This is a genomic window from Peteryoungia ipomoeae, from assembly GCF_004912165.1.
Classification (GTDB): Bacteria; Pseudomonadota; Alphaproteobacteria; order Rhizobiales; family Rhizobiaceae; genus Allorhizobium; species Allorhizobium ipomoeae.
In genome coordinates this window covers 412,397-427,529 of the sequence record NZ_STGV01000001.1, presented here as the reverse complement: position 1 = coordinate 427,529, position 15,133 = coordinate 412,397, and the positions used below count along the sequence as shown (strand labels likewise).

Here is a 15,133-nt window from a genome sequence, read left to right as displayed (position 1 = left end):
AGTGCGCCGAGCGCAGGCTTGGGATATAGCCTGCCTCGAAACCGATCTCCCACCGATCTCCCATTGCCCTGAGAGCCAGATGACCGTTTCCAACTCCCGTCCCATCACCCCGGAACTGATCGCAAGCCACGGCCTGAAGCCGGATGAATACGATCGCATCCTGAACCTGATCGGACGCGAGCCGACCTTTACCGAACTCGGCATCTTCTCGGCGATGTGGAACGAGCATTGTTCCTACAAGTCCTCGAAGAAGTGGCTGAAGACGCTGCCGACCAAGGGTCCGCGCGTTATCCAGGGTCCGGGCGAAAATGCCGGCGTTGTCGACATCGATGACGGCGACGTCGTGGTCTTCAAGATGGAGAGCCACAACCACCCGTCCTACATTGAGCCCTACCAGGGCGCAGCAACCGGCGTCGGCGGCATCCTGCGCGACGTCTTCACCATGGGCGCCCGTCCGGTCGCAGCCATGAACGCCCTGCGCTTCGGCGCGCCCGACCATCCGAAGACCAAGCATCTCGTCGCCGGCGTCGTTGCCGGTGTCGGCGGATACGGCAATTCCTTCGGCGTTCCGACCGTTGGCGGCGAAGTCGAGTTCGACGCCCGCTATAACGGCAACATTCTCGTCAACGCCTTTGCAGCCGGCCTTGCCAAGGCCGACGGCATCTTCCTGTCGGAAGCCAAGGGCGTCGGCCTGCCGGTGGTCTATCTCGGTGCCAAGACCGGGCGCGACGGCGTTGGCGGCGCGACCATGGCATCGGCCGAATTCGACGAGTCGATCGAAGAGAAGCGCCCGACCGTGCAGGTCGGCGACCCCTTCACCGAAAAGTGCCTGCTGGAAGCCTGCCTTGAGCTGATGAAGACCGGCGCGGTCATCGCCATCCAGGACATGGGTGCCGCCGGCCTCACCTGCTCGGCCGTCGAAATGGGCGCCAAGGGCGATCTCGGCATCGAGCTGCAGCTCGACAAGGTGCCGGTGCGCGAAGAGCGCATGACGGCCTACGAAATGATGCTGTCGGAAAGCCAGGAGCGCATGCTCATGGTGCTTGAGCCCTCCAAGGAAGAAGTTGCCAAGGCAATCTTCGTCAAGTGGGGCCTCGACTTCGCGATCGTCGGCTACACGACCGACGACCTGCGCTTCCGCGTTCTGCATCAGGGCGAGGAAGTGGCTAACCTGCCGATCAAGGAACTCGGCGACGAGGCACCGGAATATGATCGCCCGTGGATCGAACCCAAGGCTCCGGCCCCGCTCGCCGAGGGCGACATTCCCACGGCCGACATCAGCGACAGCCTGCTGAAGCTGGTCGGCTCGGCCAACAATTCGTCGCGCCGCTGGGTCTACGAACAGTATGACACGCTGATCCAGGGCAATTCGCTGCAGCTTCCGGGCGGTGATGCCGGCGTGATCCGCGTCGACAACCATCCGAGCAAGGCGCTCGCATTCTCATCGGACGTTACCCCGCGTTACGTTGAGGCCGATCCGTTTGAAGGCGGCAAGCAGGCGGTTGCCGAATGCTGGCGCAACATCACCGCGACCGGCGCGCTGCCGCTGGCGGCCACCGACAACCTCAACTTCGGCAATCCGGAACGTCCGGAAATCATGGGCCAGCTGGTCTTTGCCATCAAGGGCATCGGCGAGGCCTGCCTTGCGCTCGACTTCCCGATCGTCTCGGGCAATGTCTCGCTCTACAACGAGACCAACGGCCAGGGTATCCTGCCGACCCCGACGATTGCCGGCGTTGGCCTGATGAAGGACTGGTCGAAAATGGCCCGCGTCCGCTTTGCCGCACAGGGCGAAGCGATCCTGCTCGCCGGTGCGCCGTCCGGCTGGGGCACGCATCTGGGCCAGTCCGTCTATCTGCGGGATATTCATGGCCGCACCGATGGCCCTGCACCGCATGTCGATCTCGCCCATGAAAAGAAGGTCGGCGATTTCGTGCGCGGCCTCATCGAGGACGGTCTGGCGACCGCCGTGCATGACTGCTCCTCGGGCGGCCTTGCGCTTGCGGTCGCAGAAATGGCCATGGCTTCGGGCATCGGCGCGCATGTCAACGCGCTCAACGATGCAAACCCGGTTGCCATCTTCTATGGCGAGGACCAGGGCCGCTACGTGCTGACCGTGACCGAAGCCAATGTCGACCAGGTCCAGGTTCGCGCCGAAGCCGCCGGCGTCTTCTGCCCATGGATCGGCCGCACCGGTGGATCGAACGTTGTGCTTGGCGATGCACGTCCGGTTCCGGTCGAAGAACTGAAGGCAAAGCATGAAGGCTGGTTCCCGGCCCTCATGGATGGCGAACTCGCCTGATCAAAGTCCGCGTCCCTGTGGAGCATGGGGCAGCCTGTCGCTGCCCCATTGAAACGCCCCGGCGAATGGATGATAGTCAGCCTCATTGCTGATTTGCATGAGGGATCCATTACATGCCGATGAAACCAGGCGACATCGAAGACATGATCAAGGCCGGCATTCCCGGCGCCAAGGTCGTCATCCGCGACCTCGCGGGCGACGGGGACCACTACGCCGCCGAGGTTGTCGCCGAAGCCTTCCGTGGCAAGAGCCGCGTCCAGCAGCACCAGATGGTCTATGACGCCCTGAAGGGCAATATGGGTGGCGTGCTGCATGCGCTGGCGCTGCAGACCAGCATCCCCGAATAGCAACTGACCCGAGGATCGCAAGCGTGGCAGACCTCATCAAGGAAGTGGTCGAGAACGTCGTTCAGGGCGTTCTCAAGGAGATCCTGAAGAAGAGCGGGCTCAACGGACCGACGCGGCGGAAAAAGCGCAAAGCCTCGGCATCGACGGCCACGCGGGCGAAAACCACGCGCAAGCCGGCAAAGCGGACAACAAGAGCGGCAAAGCCTGCCAAGAAGCAGGTGAGCAGGCGGCGTACTGCCGCCAAACGCAGCGTGCAAAAGCGCCGCTAACCAGCATCTACAGACGCGCGTGGGGACTGGCAATCGCCGCAGCAAATTGCTATCTGTCACAACATATCAAAGCTGCGGCCTTGAACCGCATGTGAAAGGAACAACGCATGAGCGCGCACGAATTCATCGACAACGAAGTCAAGACCAATGATGTGGTTCTGTTCATGAAGGGAACGCCGCAGTTTCCGCAGTGTGGTTTCTCCGGTCAGGTGGTCCAGATTCTCGACTACCTCGGCGTCGACTACAAGGGCGTGAACGTTCTGGCCGACATGGAAATTCGCGAAGGCATCAAGCAGTATTCGAACTGGCCGACCATTCCGCAGCTCTACATCAAGGGCGAATTCGTCGGCGGTTGCGACATCGTGCGTGAAATGTTCCAGGCAGGTGAACTGCAGAAGCAATTCGAAGACCAGGGCATCGCCGTTCGCGGCGCCGCCTGATCCGCTCAGAGATACAAGACGTCCACTCCGTGTAACAAGGCGTTGCGAGAAGCAGCGCCTTGTGCCGTTCTCAGGTACAAATTTATGTCAGATATGTTACAGGCGTCCCCCAAGACGCTGGGCGCTATGGGCCGCGCCGAATTCATTGCCATGATGGCGTTTCTCATGGCGCTCAACGCGCTCGCCATCGACATCATGCTGCCGGGCCTCCAGGAAATCGGGGCAGCTCTCAACGTCGAAAACGAGAACCACCGTCAGTATGTCGTCTCGGCCTATCTGATCGGCTTCGGTGTCGCGCAGCTTTTCTACGGACCGATTTCCGACCGCTTCGGTCGTCGGCTGCCGATGATTGCGGGCCTTGTCATCTACGTGCTGTCATCGCTTGCAGTGCTGTTCGTACCATCATTCGAATCGCTCCTGCTGCTGCGCTTCATTCAGGGCATCGGCTCGGCTGCAACCCGCGTCATCACCGTTTCGATTGTCCGCGACGTCTTCGGTGGACGTAAGATGGCCGAAGTCATGTCTCTGATCATGATGGTGTTCATGGTTATTCCGGTGGTCGCGCCCGGTACGGGTCAGGTGATCATGCTCTTCGGCGATTGGCACTGGATTTTCGTCTTCATGGCCGTCATTGCCGTGATTGTCGGCGTCTGGATGTATGTCCGTCTGCCGGAAACACTGGCCACGGAAGATGTTCGCCCCTTCACCCCAAGGGTCATCTTCGACGGCTTCCGCATCGTTCTGACCAATCGCGTGGCGCTCTGTTACACGATCGCCAGCACCTTCATTTTTGGTGCGCTGTTCGGCTTCATCAATTCGGCACAGCAGATCTATGTCGGCATCTACGGCCTTGGCGTGTGGTTCCCGGTCGCCTTTGCCGCCGTTGCCATCTTCATGGCGCTCTCGTCCTTCGTGAATGCCAAACTGGTCGGTCGGTTCGGCATGCGCACGCTGTCGCATGCCTCCCTCCTCGGCTTTATCGCGATCAACTTCCTCTGGCTTGTGGTACAACTCCTCGGCCCCCAGCCTATGCCATTCTTCCTGTTCCTCGCCTTCTTCTCGCTGGCGATGTTCCAGTTCGGCTGGATTGGTTCGAACTTCAACTCGCTCGCCATGGAGCCGCTCGGCCACGTTGCCGGTACGGCTTCTTCCGTTCTCGGCTTCATGGGAACGGTCGGCGGTTCGCTGATCGGAGCTGGCATCGGGCAGGCCTATAACGGCACGGCTCTCCCGATGGTCGCCGGCTATTTCATCGTCTCGGTCATCGGCCTTGTCTTCGTTCTCATCGGTGAGAAGGGACGGCTGTTCCGGCCGCAGAACAAGCCGGTCTGAGCGCCCCACACCGCCAATGAAAAGCCCCGCGACAGCGATGTCGCGGGGCTATTTTTTTGTCAGACCGTGAAGATCTTTTCCCTGAGTTCCTGCCAGGCTTCCTCATCGGCAGCAATCAGAAGGCCGCCGTCGACATGGCTTGGCCTGTAGGGACTACCATCGAAGCGCGCGACATGCCCGCCAGCTTCTTCCATCATCAAAGCCCCCGCCAAATGGTCCCAAGGCATAAGCTTGTTATACATGGCAAAATCCATGTGGCCCTGGCCAAGCAACCGGTATTCGTGTGCAGCACAGCGATAGCTGGTAAAGAGGCGTACCTGAGCAAGATTGGAGAGAATCGTCCGGCGCTGGTCGATGTCGAAAAAGCCGGTATTGGCGATGCCGATCATCTGTTCGAGCGGCCCACTTGGACGCATGAACATTTGCTCCTGACTGCCATCAGGACGGCAAAGCCAGGCACCGCTGCCCTTTTCGCAGATGGCCCAGTCATTGCCGATCGGATCGTAGATGATGCCGGCAACCGTCTCGCCCTTTGAAACGACAGCCAGCATGACGCCGAACAAGGTCAGGCCTGCCGCGAAGTTGAAAGTGCCGTCGATCGGATCGACAACCACCGCAAGATCGGCATCTGCAAGCTTGGCCAGAAGCGGCGGATCGGCGGCGAAAGCCTCTTCGCCGATGAATAGCGCATCCGGCATCAGTGCCTCGATACCACGACGAATGTGGCGCTCGGCCGCCTCATCCGCTTCGGTGACGAGATCGATGGCTTCCGTCTTCATCCGGACATCGCCCTCGCCCAGATTGCGGAACCGGGGTCTGATTTCTTCGTAGGCTGCCTCTTGCAGCAGGGCGGCAAGTGCTGCGATGTCAATCATTGTGGTCATGAAGATCTCCCGTCTGGTCGTTTTGCCAGCTAAAACCTGCTCCGGCTTGTAGCGGTCTTTACCCTTGCAAGTATAGGGGAAAGGACTGTGCAGAATCGTTGTTTCGGCATGCGAAATATGCAAGATCGGAGCCACCCTACCTTCGGAGCCTTCCCCATGATCTCACGGCGTACCCTGGTCTCTGCGGCCGGCCTTCTCCTTGCCTCTTCGATGATGCCGGTCGAAGCCGCGACCCGGAAACCCTTGAAGGGGCCGAAGGGACAGATCTATCTCTTCCGCGGCTTCGCCAATATCTTTTCGACCGGTCTCGACGCCCTTGGCAAGGAATTGAACGCGCAGGGCATCGAGGCGCAGGTGCAGGCACAGCCGAAGCCGGAATTTTTTGCGCGCCGCATCGCCGAACGCTACCGCGCCTCGAAGGATGCGCGTCCGGTTATTCTGGTCGGGCATTCGCTTGGCGCGGATGCGAGCTTCGCCATTGCCCGCGCACTCCAGCCCATGAAGGTGCCAGTCGCGCTCATCATCAGCTTCGATCCGACCGGCCAAGGGCCAGTCCCCGGCAATGTGAAAAAGACCATCAACTTTTTCACCGGCGACGAAAAAATGTGGTCGCCGGTCAAGCCTGCCTCGGACTTCAAGGGCGATCTCGCCAACATCAATCTTCGCGAAGGCGAGACGGCCATCAAGGGCATCGGACACTTCAACGTCGAGAAAAATCCGGATCTGCACAAGCGTGCGATCAAGGAGATCAAATCCGCCCTCAAACGGCGCTGAGCTTAGAAGACCCCGGGAATGAGGCGCCGTGTGCGCTGGCAATAGGCGTCATACTGGGCGCCAAAGGTTTCCCGCATCATCGCCTCCTCTTTCTCCTGACGGACAGCGTAAAGGGCTGCCACAGCCGTGAGCCCAGCCAGGCCGGCGATCCAGTTCGGAATGAGCAGAGCCTGAGCGATCCCCCACAGGAAAAACGAGGCATACATAGGGTGGCGCATGAAGGCGTAGACGCCCTGTGTCACGAGCTGGTGCCCTTCCCTTACCTCAAGCGTCACGGACCAGTTGCGGCCGAGATCCTTGTGGCTGCGGCGGAAGAGCCACAGGAAGCCACAGGCGGCGACCAGTCCGAGCACCAGGGCGGGAATCGACTGGCCACGATCCGCAAACGTCCCCAAGGCTCCCAATCGCCAGAGAACAGGCATCAGTGCCAGACCGACACCACAGAGCGTCAGAAGTGTGATGTCGAGCGTCGTGCGCTTGTCGACAGCCGTCTTCTGCCGGCGCGCCCGCCGCATGGCGGGGTAACGCATGGCGCACCAGGCCAGAAGCATGATTGCCCAGAGGATGAAGGAGAGTCTGATCATGGAGAACCTTTTGTCGATGAATCATCCGGCATGGCGGCAATCGGCAAAGAGCCGGAGGTTGCAGCTTCAAGGCGCCGCGTGCCGAAGCAGATCATGAAGAAATCATAGAAGTAGCGGCGGCTGTTGGCCGAGATGAACTGATAATGGACCCGGAAAAAATTCCGGCGAATCCGCTTATAGGCCGCCGGCTCCAGCATCTGGCGAAACCGCACCTGATACTGCTTCGGAAAGGAATCTGGCCTGTTGTGGACGAGACCGACCGATGTGAACGGATCGCATTTGTAGAAATTGATGATGTCCGTCAGTGCCTGGAATTCGAACCAGCGAATCGCTGGACGCTCGCTCAACGCCTTTAGCCGCCCCCTTGCGCGCTGCGCTGCCGGATGGAGCCCTACCTTCATCGACGTCGAGCCCACTGTCAGGAGAGTAAAATCGACGTTCGCCCCACGGCCATCGAGGCGCGCCGACAAAAGATCCGCCAGATCAAGGATCAGAGCGCCTCCCGTGGAATGGCCGACGAGAAGGACCTCATCGAATGGGCCACCGGACAGCCGCTCGTCGATCATCGTCGCCCACGCATCAAGCCGTTGATCCATCTCGGGCCTGCGGCAATGCAGATGCTCGCGGCTGAAGGACCAGAGATCCATCAGATGGAAGACAAAGTATCGCCGCCCTAGGTAGCGGCCAACCAACACAATCGCCAGCAAGCAGAGGACCAGCGGAAGAACAGGTCCGCCCGGAACCCCTAGAGCGTTGACGATGCGGAATACGGTGTATCCGACAAAAAGGAAGCCGCAGAGGGCTGTGAAGGGATAGAGAAAATACAGGGCAAAGCGCCAGTTGGTAGCAAAGAACCGCGCCATCGTTCCACTGAAGACGTAGTCGAAGAATGCCAGCAGATAGACCCAAAGCCGCACAACCACCGGCCTTGCCCCGTCGCGGCGAACGATGTCGTCATAGCTTAGGAATGTGATGTCGCTGACGCAATCGCCATCCGGCCCCGCGTAACGCACCGTCGCCGTGGCCGACGTCTGGTCCGGGGCGTGGCTCGCCTCCCCCATTTCCGCGCGCACAGACCAGCATGTTTGAAAGCGTGCCATCTCGCGGCCAATCCGGCGAAAGAAGCCGGCCGCATCATTGCGCTCATAGCCACCGACGAGAAACACGGCACGACGGGCCACAACTGGCCGACTGGCGTCAGACATTCACTTTCCCCAAACCCCTTACAGATGCCTCGGGCGGATTACCCCGCAGTATCGGACGCAATCTGGAAAAATCACCCCCTGCAGCCCAGCACTGCCGATTATGCACCGGAATACCAAGAGAAACTTCCATGTCTAGTCCAGAGCGTCTCGAAAGAAAGCGGAACCACCGACCCCTCACCTAACCGCGCCTCTCGGCTGAAAGCGCCGCGAAATCATAGAGTTTCGGATCCAGAAGATGCGATGCATCGACATGACCAAGGGCTCGCAACATGGCATCCTTCCGACCCGGCATCTTGGCCTCGATACCGGCCAGCATCTCCTTCATGGCATTGCGTTGCAGACCATCCTGCGATCCGCACAGATCACAAGGGATGATCGGGAACTCCATTGCCTGGGCAAAGCGCGCCATATCCTCTTCCGCCGCATAGGCGAGAGGACGCAGCACAAGCATGTCCTTCTCATCATTCAAAAGCTTGGCGGGCATGCCAGAGAGCCGGCCGCCGTGGAAGAAATTCATGAAGAAGGTTTCGAGAATATCCTCGCGATGATGTCCAAGCACGAGCGCATCGCAGCCTTCTTCGCGGGCGATTCGATAGAGATTGCCGCGGCGCAGGCGCGAACAGAGCGAGCAATAGGTGCCACCGACAGGCACCTTCTCTTTCACGATCGAATAGGTATCGCGATACTCGATCCGATGCTTGACCCCAATCGAAGCCAGATAATCGGGAAGCACATGCTTGGGAAAATTCGGCTGACCCTGATCGAGATTGCAGGCGACCAGTTCGACCGGCAAAAGGCCGCGCCATTGCAGATCCAACAAAATCGCGAGCAGGCCGTAGCTATCTTTTCCGCCGGACAAACCGACCAGCCATCGTTTCTGGCCATTCAGCATGTCAAAGTCGGCAATTGCCTGCCGAACGTGGCGGATCAGGCGTTTGCGCAGCTTGTTGAACGACACCGATTGCGGCGCACGCGCAAAGACCGGGTGCATGCCCGAAAGGTCGAGCTCATCCCCGGCGTCGAGGGCCTCATCGATGGAAATTGCAGGCATACTGTTCATTGCGGCTCCGGCCATTTCGGCAAGTTGAAACATGCATTGCCCGCTTGCCGCCCCGAGATCAAGTCCCGAAGACGGACCAGCCTGTCCGACTTGCGAGCATTTCAAGTGCTGCCGACCCGAGCGCCGAATTGCCCACCTTGTTCAGACCCGGAGACCATACGCCAATCGACGCCTTTCCCGGCGCGATGGCGAGAATGCCCCCGCCGACGCCGGATTTTCCTGGCAGGCCGACATTGTAAGCAAAATCGCCCGATCCGTCATAATGGCCGCACATCAGCATCATTGCATTGATGCGCCGCGCGCGCTTGGGCGAGACGACCGAAAAGCCGGTCAGCGGATTGGTACCGCGATTGGCGAGAAACAAGCCGGCATGCGAGAGCTGAACGCAGGAGAGCGCCAGCGCGCACTGGTGGAAATAGACGCCGAGCGTGTGCTCAACGGGATGGTCGAGATTGCCGAAACCGCGCATGAAATTGGCAAGCGCGAAGTTGCGATAGCCGGTCCGTTGCTCCGACTGCGCAACCTTCTCATCGATGGCAAGCGTTTCGTCATCCGCCAGATAGCGCATGAAACGCAGATATTCGCCGATTGCCTCGCGCGGCGCATGGCCGGCCAGCACCATGTCGCTGATGACGATGGCCCCGGCATTGATGAAGGGATTGCGCGGAATGCCGTGTTCGTGCTCGAGCTGCACAATCGAATTGAAGGAAGAGCCTGATGGCTCCCGCCCGACCCGCTTCCACACCTGTTCCCCGGCCTTGCCAAGCGCCAGCGTCAGCATGAATACCTTGGATATGCTCTGTATGGAAAAGGATGTGTCGGCATCGCCGGCCTTGAAGGTCTCGCCATCGACCGTGGTGATCGCGATACCAAACTGCCTGGGATCGATGCGCGCCAGTTCAGGGATGTAATCGGCGACCTTGCCCTCCCCAAGCCGGGGCTGGAGAGAGACGACGATCTCGTCGGCGATCTTCTGCAGGTCCATATCCACTCCCCTCAACCAGTCCGTTGGCTCCGCATCATCACGGCTCTACGCTGCACTGCAAACAGAAAAAGCCGCCCCGAAGGGCGGCTTTCCACAAATCCGTCTCGCAAAAAATCAACGCGAGTAGAATTCGACGACCAGCTGCGGTTCCATGATGACGGCGTAAGGCACGTCAGCCAGGGTCGGAACGCGAGCGAAGGTGGCAACCATCTTGTTGTGGTCAACTTCGATGTAATCAGGAACGTCGCGTTCTGCGAGCGAAACCGATTCCAGAACGGTGACGAGCTGCTTCGACTTCTGGCGAACTTCGATAACGTCGCCAGCCTTGCAGCGGTAGGAACCGATGTTGACGCGAACACCGTTGACCGTCACGTGGCCATGGTTGACGAACTGACGGGCAGCAAAGACCGTCGGTACGAACTTGGCGCGGTAGACGATGGCGTCCAGACGCGACTCAAGCAGGCCGATCAGGTTTTCGCCGGTGTCGCCCTTGCGGCGGTTGGCTTCGTCATAGATCGCACGGAACTGCTTCTCGCGGATGTCGCCGTAGTAGCCCTTAAGCTTCTGCTTGGCGCGCAGCTGCACGCCGAAGTCCGAGAGCTTGCCCTTGCGGCGCTGGCCGTGCTGGCCAGGACCGTATTCGCGGCGGTTCACCGGGGACTTCGGACGGCCCCAGATGTTTTCGCCCATACGGCGGTCGATTTTGTACTTGGATGATGCGCGCTTGCTCATCGTATTTCCTTCTCAAAGGGTTACAGCGATTTGTTACCAAACCGCCTTAAGGAAACACGCCCTCCTCTTAGCCTCCGTTTCCGAGGCTCTGACAGGCTTCTCACGTCAGCGAACGGAGAAAACCACGGGACATGTCAAAACAAACACCGGGCTTTTCGGCCCGGCGTTGCGGCGTCATTAGTGGCCAGATCGAAAAATGTCAACACGATGGCTTGAACTAATCGGCCATGATCCCATTTGAGCCCTACGCAGCGCCGGGCCCCTCTGACGCGAGTGCCGGATTCCCGTGATGTCGGAGCTGCGATCCTCAACATAATCCGGCAAAGGATGTCCGCAATGGATTTTCTTTGGATTGACGTACTGGGCAAGCCTGCCTGGATGTGGCTCACTTTCGTGGCCGTCGTTCTCTTTCTTCTTGCCCTCGACCTGGGCGTTCTCCACAAAGACAGCCGTGAAATCGGCATCAAGGAAAGTTTCGCGCTTTCCGCTTTCTACATTACCCTTGGCCTCGCATTCGGCGGCTGGATCTGGTTCCAGAGCGGACAGCAGGCTGGCCTCGAATATCTGACAGGCTTCGTGGTCGAAAAGAGCCTCGCGATGGACAATATTTTCGTCATCGCGATGATATTCAGTTACTTCTCGGTTCCGCGCGCCTATCAGCATCGCGTGCTGCTCTGGGGCATCCTCGGTGTCATCGTTCTGCGTGGCATCATGATCGGTGCGGGTGCAGCGATTGTCGAAAACTATAGTTGGGTGCTTTATCTCTTTGCGGCCTTCCTGATCATCACCGGCATCAAGATGCTGATGACAGCGGATCAGGAATACGACGTGGCCTCGAACCCCGTCCTCACATTCCTGCGCAAACGCCTTCCGGTCACCGACGGCCTGCGTGGCGAAAAGTTCATCGTGCGCGAACCGGATCCGAAGTCGGGACGGATGAAGCGCTATGTTACGCCGCTGTTCCTGGCACTTGTCATGGTGGAACTTGCCGACGTCATATTTGCCGTCGACTCGATTCCCGCCATCTTTGCCATCACCACGGACCCCTACATCGTCTACACCTCGAACATCTTTGCGATCCTGGGATTGCGCGCCCTCTATTTTGCGCTGTCTGCCCTGATCCACCGCTTCGCCTACCTGAAATATGCGCTGGCCGTGGTGCTGATCTTCATCGGCTCGAAGATCTTCCTGGCAGACATGCTGGGCCTTGCGAAGGTCCCGCCGGTGGTCTCCCTCACGGTAACCCTGGGCATTCTTGCCGCCGGCATCCTCGGCTCGCTCTGGGCCACCCGCAATGATCCCGCCGCGATTGCCGAACGCGAGCGGACCGGCTGACCAGACCGGATCCGGGGGCAGCGCAAATCTGCTCCCGGATCCGCAGAGGAATCACGCCGGAGTGATGGAAAACCAATCAATTCAGGGCGTCCAATACTGACATGGCCGGACAAAGCGGGTATTCCCGTGGCGTCCGCCACAACAGTGTGTATCGTTTCTGATGATTTTCTCCGCGCTTCGCCGTTTGCCGCATCTCCTCATTCTTGCCCTGACCATTGGCGCCGTCTCCGTGAACACGGTTTCCGCCAAGCCGCAGCATCAGGCATTTATGCTCGTCGACGCTCAGACGGGCGGCGTGCTCGCGGCTGAAAACAGCGACATGATCATGTATCCGGCATCGCTGACCAAGATGATGACACTCTACCTGACCTTCGAGGCTCTGCGGACGGGTCGCTTCTCCTGGGACCAGAAGCTGACGATTTCGAAGAATGCCAATGACAAGGAACCCTACAAGTTCGCGGTTGGCGCCGGAAACAAGATCACCGTGCGCGAGGCGGTCATGGGCATGGTGGTGCTGTCGACCAATGACGCCGCGACCGCGATCGCCGAAACCCTGTCAGGGTCCGAGGAAGCTTTCGGCCAGGTGATGACCGCAAAGGCCCGCGAACTGGGCATGATCAACACCGTCTTCACCAATCCGTCCGGCCTGCCCGATCCACGTCAGGTCACGACCGCGACCGACATGGCCCGGCTCGGACTGGCCCTCGTTCGCGATTTCCCTGAGGAATACAAGCTGTTCGCGAATCGCGGCATGACCTTCCGCGGCATGAAGTTTCGCGGCCATAACGGCTTTCTGGTCCAGTATCCCGGCGCAGATGGCATCAAGACCGGCTATACTCAAGCTGCAGGCTACAATATCGTGACATCGGCCACCGACGGCAATCGCCGCCTGGTGGGCGTGGTCATGGGCGCCAGCAGCGCGGAGGCCCGCACCAACCTCATGATTGCACTTTTCAACCAATATCTTGGCCCGAAACCCGGGCAATAATCCTTTCAGGAGGTTTCATGACGGCGTCCGTTCTCGACCGTTTCCTGCGCTACGTGGTCATCGACACGCAATCGGATCCAGCCTCGAAGAGCCAGCCCTCGACCGAAAAGCAGAAGGATCTCGGCCGTATCCTCGTGGCCGAACTTCTGGAACTGGGGCTCCAAGACGCGCATCTCGACGAGCACGGCAATGTCTACGCCACCATTCCCTCAAACACCGACCGTGACGTGCCGGTCATCTGCTTCTGCTCCCACATGGACACGGCACCGGATTTCACCGGCACTGATGTCAAACCGCAGATCATTCGAAATTATCCGGGTGGCGACATCACCCTGCCGGGCGATGTGAGCCAGGTCATCCGCGTTTCCAGCCATCCGCAGCTGAACAACCAGATCGGCAACGACATCGTCACCACCGATGGCACGACGCTGTTGGGTGCCGACGACAAGGCCGGTATTGCCGAAATCATGACAGCGGCAGCCTTCCTCGTGGCCAATCCGGAGATCCGCCACGGCACGATCAAGATCCTCTTCACCACCGATGAAGAAATCGGCCGGGGTGCGGACAAGGTGGACCTGGAAAAGCTCGGCGCCCGCTTCGCCTACACGCTCGATGGCAGCACGGTCGGCGAGATCGAGAACGAGACCTTCTCGGCCAACGGCGTGTCGATCGAGATCACAGGCGTCGCCATGCATCCCGGCTATGCCAAGGGCAAGATGGAAAATGCGCTGAAGATCGCGGCAAACATCATCGCCCGCCTGCCAAAGGACATGGCCCCCGAAACGACCGAGGGCAAACAGGGCTTCATCCATCCCGTGGCCATGACGGGCGGCATGGAATCGGCAAAGATCACCCTGATCACGCGCGATTTCGTTGATGAAGGCCTTGCCGAAAAGGAGGCCCTGATCGAGGCGATCGTCAAGGACGTGATGGCTGGTTATCCCGGTTCGAGCTATCGCTTCGCCGTGACCCATCAGTATCGCAACATGAAACAGGTGCTCGACCGGCATCCCGAAATCATGGACAACCTTGCCGAAGCCGTTCGCCGTATCGGCGTCGAACCGGTGCAGCATTCGATCCGCGGCGGCACGGACGGATCACGCCTGTCCTTCATGGGCCTGCCCTGCCCCAATATCTACACCGGCGGCCATGCCTATCACTCGCCGCTCGAATGGGTGAGCGTTCAGGACATGGAAAAATCTGTGGCAACCATCGTTGAGCTGGTGAAGGTCTGGGAAGAGCGGGCGGCGAGCTGAGGCAGGAAATCTTCGAGGCGGACGAAGGCAAGGTCGACGATGACGGACGAGACGCTAGACTTCTATGCGCGCAACGCAGAGACCTATGCGGCACAGAGCCAGCCAAGCCCGCGCCTTGCGGCATTCCTTCGGCTGCTGGCACCCGGCAGCCACATCCTCGAACTCGGCACGGGCAGCGGCAGGGACGCCGCCGAAATGAAGCGGGCCGGGTTTCGCGTCGAGGCGACGGATGGCTCACCGGAACTCGCTCGTTGCGCAGAGCGCCTGATCGACCAGCCAGTGCGCATCCTGCTGTTCACAGAGCTCGATGCCGAGGGCATTTATGACGCCGTCTACGCAAATGCCTCCTTGCTGCACGCCCCGCGCCACGAACTGCCTGACATCATCAGCCGCATTTACAAGGCCCTGAAGCCCGGCGGCCATATCTGGGCAAGCTTCAAGGCGGGAGATGCCGAAGGCGTGGACGGCCTTGGAAGACGCTACAACTATCCGACCAGACAGGAACTCGGCACGCTCTGGAACGACAGCGGACCATGGTCCCAGGTAATCATCGATAGTTGGCAGGGCTTCGGCTACGACAGGCAGTCAACCGAATGGCTCTCCGTCACGGCCAGACGTCCGGGTGAGACAGAAACCTAAA

General features: G+C 59.8%; 16 protein-coding genes. 10 read left to right on the top strand and 6 right to left on the bottom strand.

The genetic code is table 11. From position 1 onward, the window contains the following. Positions 1-79: 79 nt before the first annotated feature. The 5 genes from purL (at position 80) to FAA97_RS01970 (ending at position 4,690) form a co-directional block, all read left to right on the top strand. Positions 80-2,302: a phosphoribosylformylglycinamidine synthase subunit PurL gene (purL, locus tag FAA97_RS01990; protein WP_136596848.1), complete on the top strand. Its 2,223-nt coding sequence runs from the start codon at positions 80-82 to the stop codon at positions 2,300-2,302. 113 nt (positions 2,303-2,415) lie between these two features. Next, a complete protein-coding gene (locus FAA97_RS01985) occupies positions 2,416-2,649 on the top strand; it encodes a BolA/IbaG family iron-sulfur metabolism protein (protein WP_062278593.1) in 234 nt (77 codons plus the stop codon). Positions 2,650-2,672: 23 nt separating this feature from the next. After that, complete coding sequence (locus FAA97_RS01980; RefSeq protein WP_136596847.1) at positions 2,673-2,918, top strand: hypothetical protein; 246 nt, start codon at positions 2,673-2,675, stop codon at positions 2,916-2,918. A gap of 107 nt (positions 2,919-3,025) precedes the next feature. Beyond that, positions 3,026-3,358, top strand: coding sequence for a Grx4 family monothiol glutaredoxin (gene grxD, locus FAA97_RS01975; protein ID WP_136596846.1), 333 nt, complete (start codon positions 3,026-3,028; stop codon positions 3,356-3,358). Positions 3,359-3,484: 126 nt separating this feature from the next. Next, complete coding sequence (locus FAA97_RS01970) at positions 3,485-4,690, top strand: multidrug effflux MFS transporter (RefSeq protein ID WP_136597682.1); 1,206 nt, start codon at positions 3,485-3,487, stop codon at positions 4,688-4,690. A gap of 59 nt (positions 4,691-4,749) precedes the next feature. Here FAA97_RS01970 and FAA97_RS01965 read toward each other — a convergent pair whose 3' ends face one another. After that, complete coding sequence (locus tag FAA97_RS01965; RefSeq protein ID WP_136596845.1) at positions 4,750-5,574, bottom strand: inositol monophosphatase family protein; 825 nt, start codon at positions 5,572-5,574, stop codon at positions 4,750-4,752. Positions 5,575-5,730: 156 nt separating this feature from the next. Between FAA97_RS01965 and FAA97_RS01960 the strand changes: the two genes are divergently transcribed. Continuing rightward, positions 5,731-6,348 (top strand): hypothetical protein, encoded by a 618-nt coding sequence (locus tag FAA97_RS01960; RefSeq protein ID WP_136596844.1) that lies wholly within the window; start codon positions 5,731-5,733, stop codon positions 6,346-6,348. Positions 6,349-6,350: 2 nt separating this feature from the next. Here FAA97_RS01960 and FAA97_RS01955 read toward each other — a convergent pair whose 3' ends face one another. The 5 genes from FAA97_RS01955 to rpsD form a co-directional block, all read right to left on the bottom strand. After that, entirely contained in the window at positions 6,351-6,932 is a 582-nt protein-coding gene (locus FAA97_RS01955) for a protein-S-isoprenylcysteine O-methyltransferase (protein ID WP_136596843.1), read from the bottom strand. Beyond that, positions 6,929-8,137, bottom strand: a complete 1,209-nt coding sequence (locus FAA97_RS01950) for a lipase (protein WP_136596842.1) — start codon at positions 8,135-8,137, stop codon at positions 6,929-6,931. Before FAA97_RS01950 ends, FAA97_RS01955 begins: the two co-directional genes overlap by 4 nt. Positions 8,138-8,315: 178 nt before the next feature. Then, on the bottom strand, positions 8,316-9,197 hold the full coding sequence (gene ttcA / locus FAA97_RS01945) for a tRNA 2-thiocytidine(32) synthetase TtcA (protein WP_136596841.1): 882 nt from the start codon (positions 9,195-9,197) through the stop codon (positions 8,316-8,318). Positions 9,198-9,255: 58 nt separating this feature from the next. Next, entirely contained in the window at positions 9,256-10,182 is a 927-nt protein-coding gene (locus FAA97_RS01940) for a glutaminase (RefSeq protein ID WP_136596840.1), read from the bottom strand. A gap of 114 nt (positions 10,183-10,296) precedes the next feature. After that, the gene (gene rpsD / locus FAA97_RS01935; RefSeq protein WP_136596839.1) at positions 10,297-10,914 is read right to left on the bottom strand and encodes a 30S ribosomal protein S4; all 618 of its coding nucleotides are present in this window, start codon (positions 10,912-10,914) and stop codon (positions 10,297-10,299) included. Between the two features lie 336 nt (positions 10,915-11,250). On the opposite strand from rpsD, the gene FAA97_RS01930 reads away from it, so the two are divergent. The 4 genes from FAA97_RS01930 to FAA97_RS01915 all read left to right on the top strand — a co-directional run bounded on the left by FAA97_RS01930 (position 11,251) and on the right by FAA97_RS01915 (position 15,132). Beyond that, a complete protein-coding gene (locus FAA97_RS01930; protein WP_136596838.1) occupies positions 11,251-12,249 on the top strand; it encodes a TerC family protein in 999 nt (332 codons plus the stop codon). Between the two features lie 160 nt (positions 12,250-12,409). Further along, the gene (locus tag FAA97_RS01925; RefSeq protein WP_136596837.1) at positions 12,410-13,237 is read left to right on the top strand and encodes a D-alanyl-D-alanine carboxypeptidase family protein; all 828 of its coding nucleotides are present in this window, start codon (positions 12,410-12,412) and stop codon (positions 13,235-13,237) included. 17 nt (positions 13,238-13,254) lie between these two features. Then, entirely contained in the window at positions 13,255-14,493 is a 1,239-nt protein-coding gene (pepT, locus tag FAA97_RS01920; RefSeq protein ID WP_136596836.1) for a peptidase T, read from the top strand. 39 nt (positions 14,494-14,532) lie between these two features. Further along, positions 14,533-15,132: a class I SAM-dependent methyltransferase gene (locus tag FAA97_RS01915; RefSeq protein WP_136596835.1), complete on the top strand. Its 600-nt coding sequence runs from the start codon at positions 14,533-14,535 to the stop codon at positions 15,130-15,132. Position 15,133 lies beyond the last annotated feature (1 nt).

Excerpts from the sequence above, each read along its gene's own strand:
- purL (WP_136596848.1), top strand. The coding sequence starts at position 80 with ATGACCGTTTCCAACTCCCGTCCCATCACCCCGGAACTGATCGCAAGC.
- FAA97_RS01985 (WP_062278593.1), top strand. The coding sequence starts at position 2,416 with ATGCCGATGAAACCAGGCGACATCGAAGACATGATCAAGGCCGGCATT.
- grxD (WP_136596846.1), top strand. The coding sequence starts at position 3,026 with ATGAGCGCGCACGAATTCATCGACAACGAAGTCAAGACCAATGATGTG.
- FAA97_RS01970 (WP_136597682.1), top strand. The coding sequence starts at position 3,485 with ATGGGCCGCGCCGAATTCATTGCCATGATGGCGTTTCTCATGGCGCTC.
- FAA97_RS01965 (WP_136596845.1), bottom strand. The coding sequence starts at position 5,574 with ATGACCACAATGATTGACATCGCAGCACTTGCCGCCCTGCTGCAAGAG.
- FAA97_RS01960 (WP_136596844.1), top strand. The coding sequence starts at position 5,731 with ATGATCTCACGGCGTACCCTGGTCTCTGCGGCCGGCCTTCTCCTTGCC.
- FAA97_RS01955 (WP_136596843.1), bottom strand. The coding sequence starts at position 6,932 with ATGATCAGACTCTCCTTCATCCTCTGGGCAATCATGCTTCTGGCCTGG.
- FAA97_RS01950 (WP_136596842.1), bottom strand. The coding sequence starts at position 8,137 with ATGTCTGACGCCAGTCGGCCAGTTGTGGCCCGTCGTGCCGTGTTTCTC.
- ttcA (WP_136596841.1), bottom strand. The coding sequence starts at position 9,197 with ATGAACAGTATGCCTGCAATTTCCATCGATGAGGCCCTCGACGCCGGG.
- FAA97_RS01940 (WP_136596840.1), bottom strand. The coding sequence starts at position 10,182 with ATGGACCTGCAGAAGATCGCCGACGAGATCGTCGTCTCTCTCCAGCCC.
- rpsD (WP_136596839.1), bottom strand. The coding sequence starts at position 10,914 with ATGAGCAAGCGCGCATCATCCAAGTACAAAATCGACCGCCGTATGGGC.
- FAA97_RS01930 (WP_136596838.1), top strand. The coding sequence starts at position 11,251 with ATGGATTTTCTTTGGATTGACGTACTGGGCAAGCCTGCCTGGATGTGG.
- FAA97_RS01925 (WP_136596837.1), top strand. The coding sequence starts at position 12,410 with ATGATTTTCTCCGCGCTTCGCCGTTTGCCGCATCTCCTCATTCTTGCC.
- pepT (WP_136596836.1), top strand. The coding sequence starts at position 13,255 with ATGACGGCGTCCGTTCTCGACCGTTTCCTGCGCTACGTGGTCATCGAC.
- FAA97_RS01915 (WP_136596835.1), top strand. The coding sequence starts at position 14,533 with ATGACGGACGAGACGCTAGACTTCTATGCGCGCAACGCAGAGACCTAT.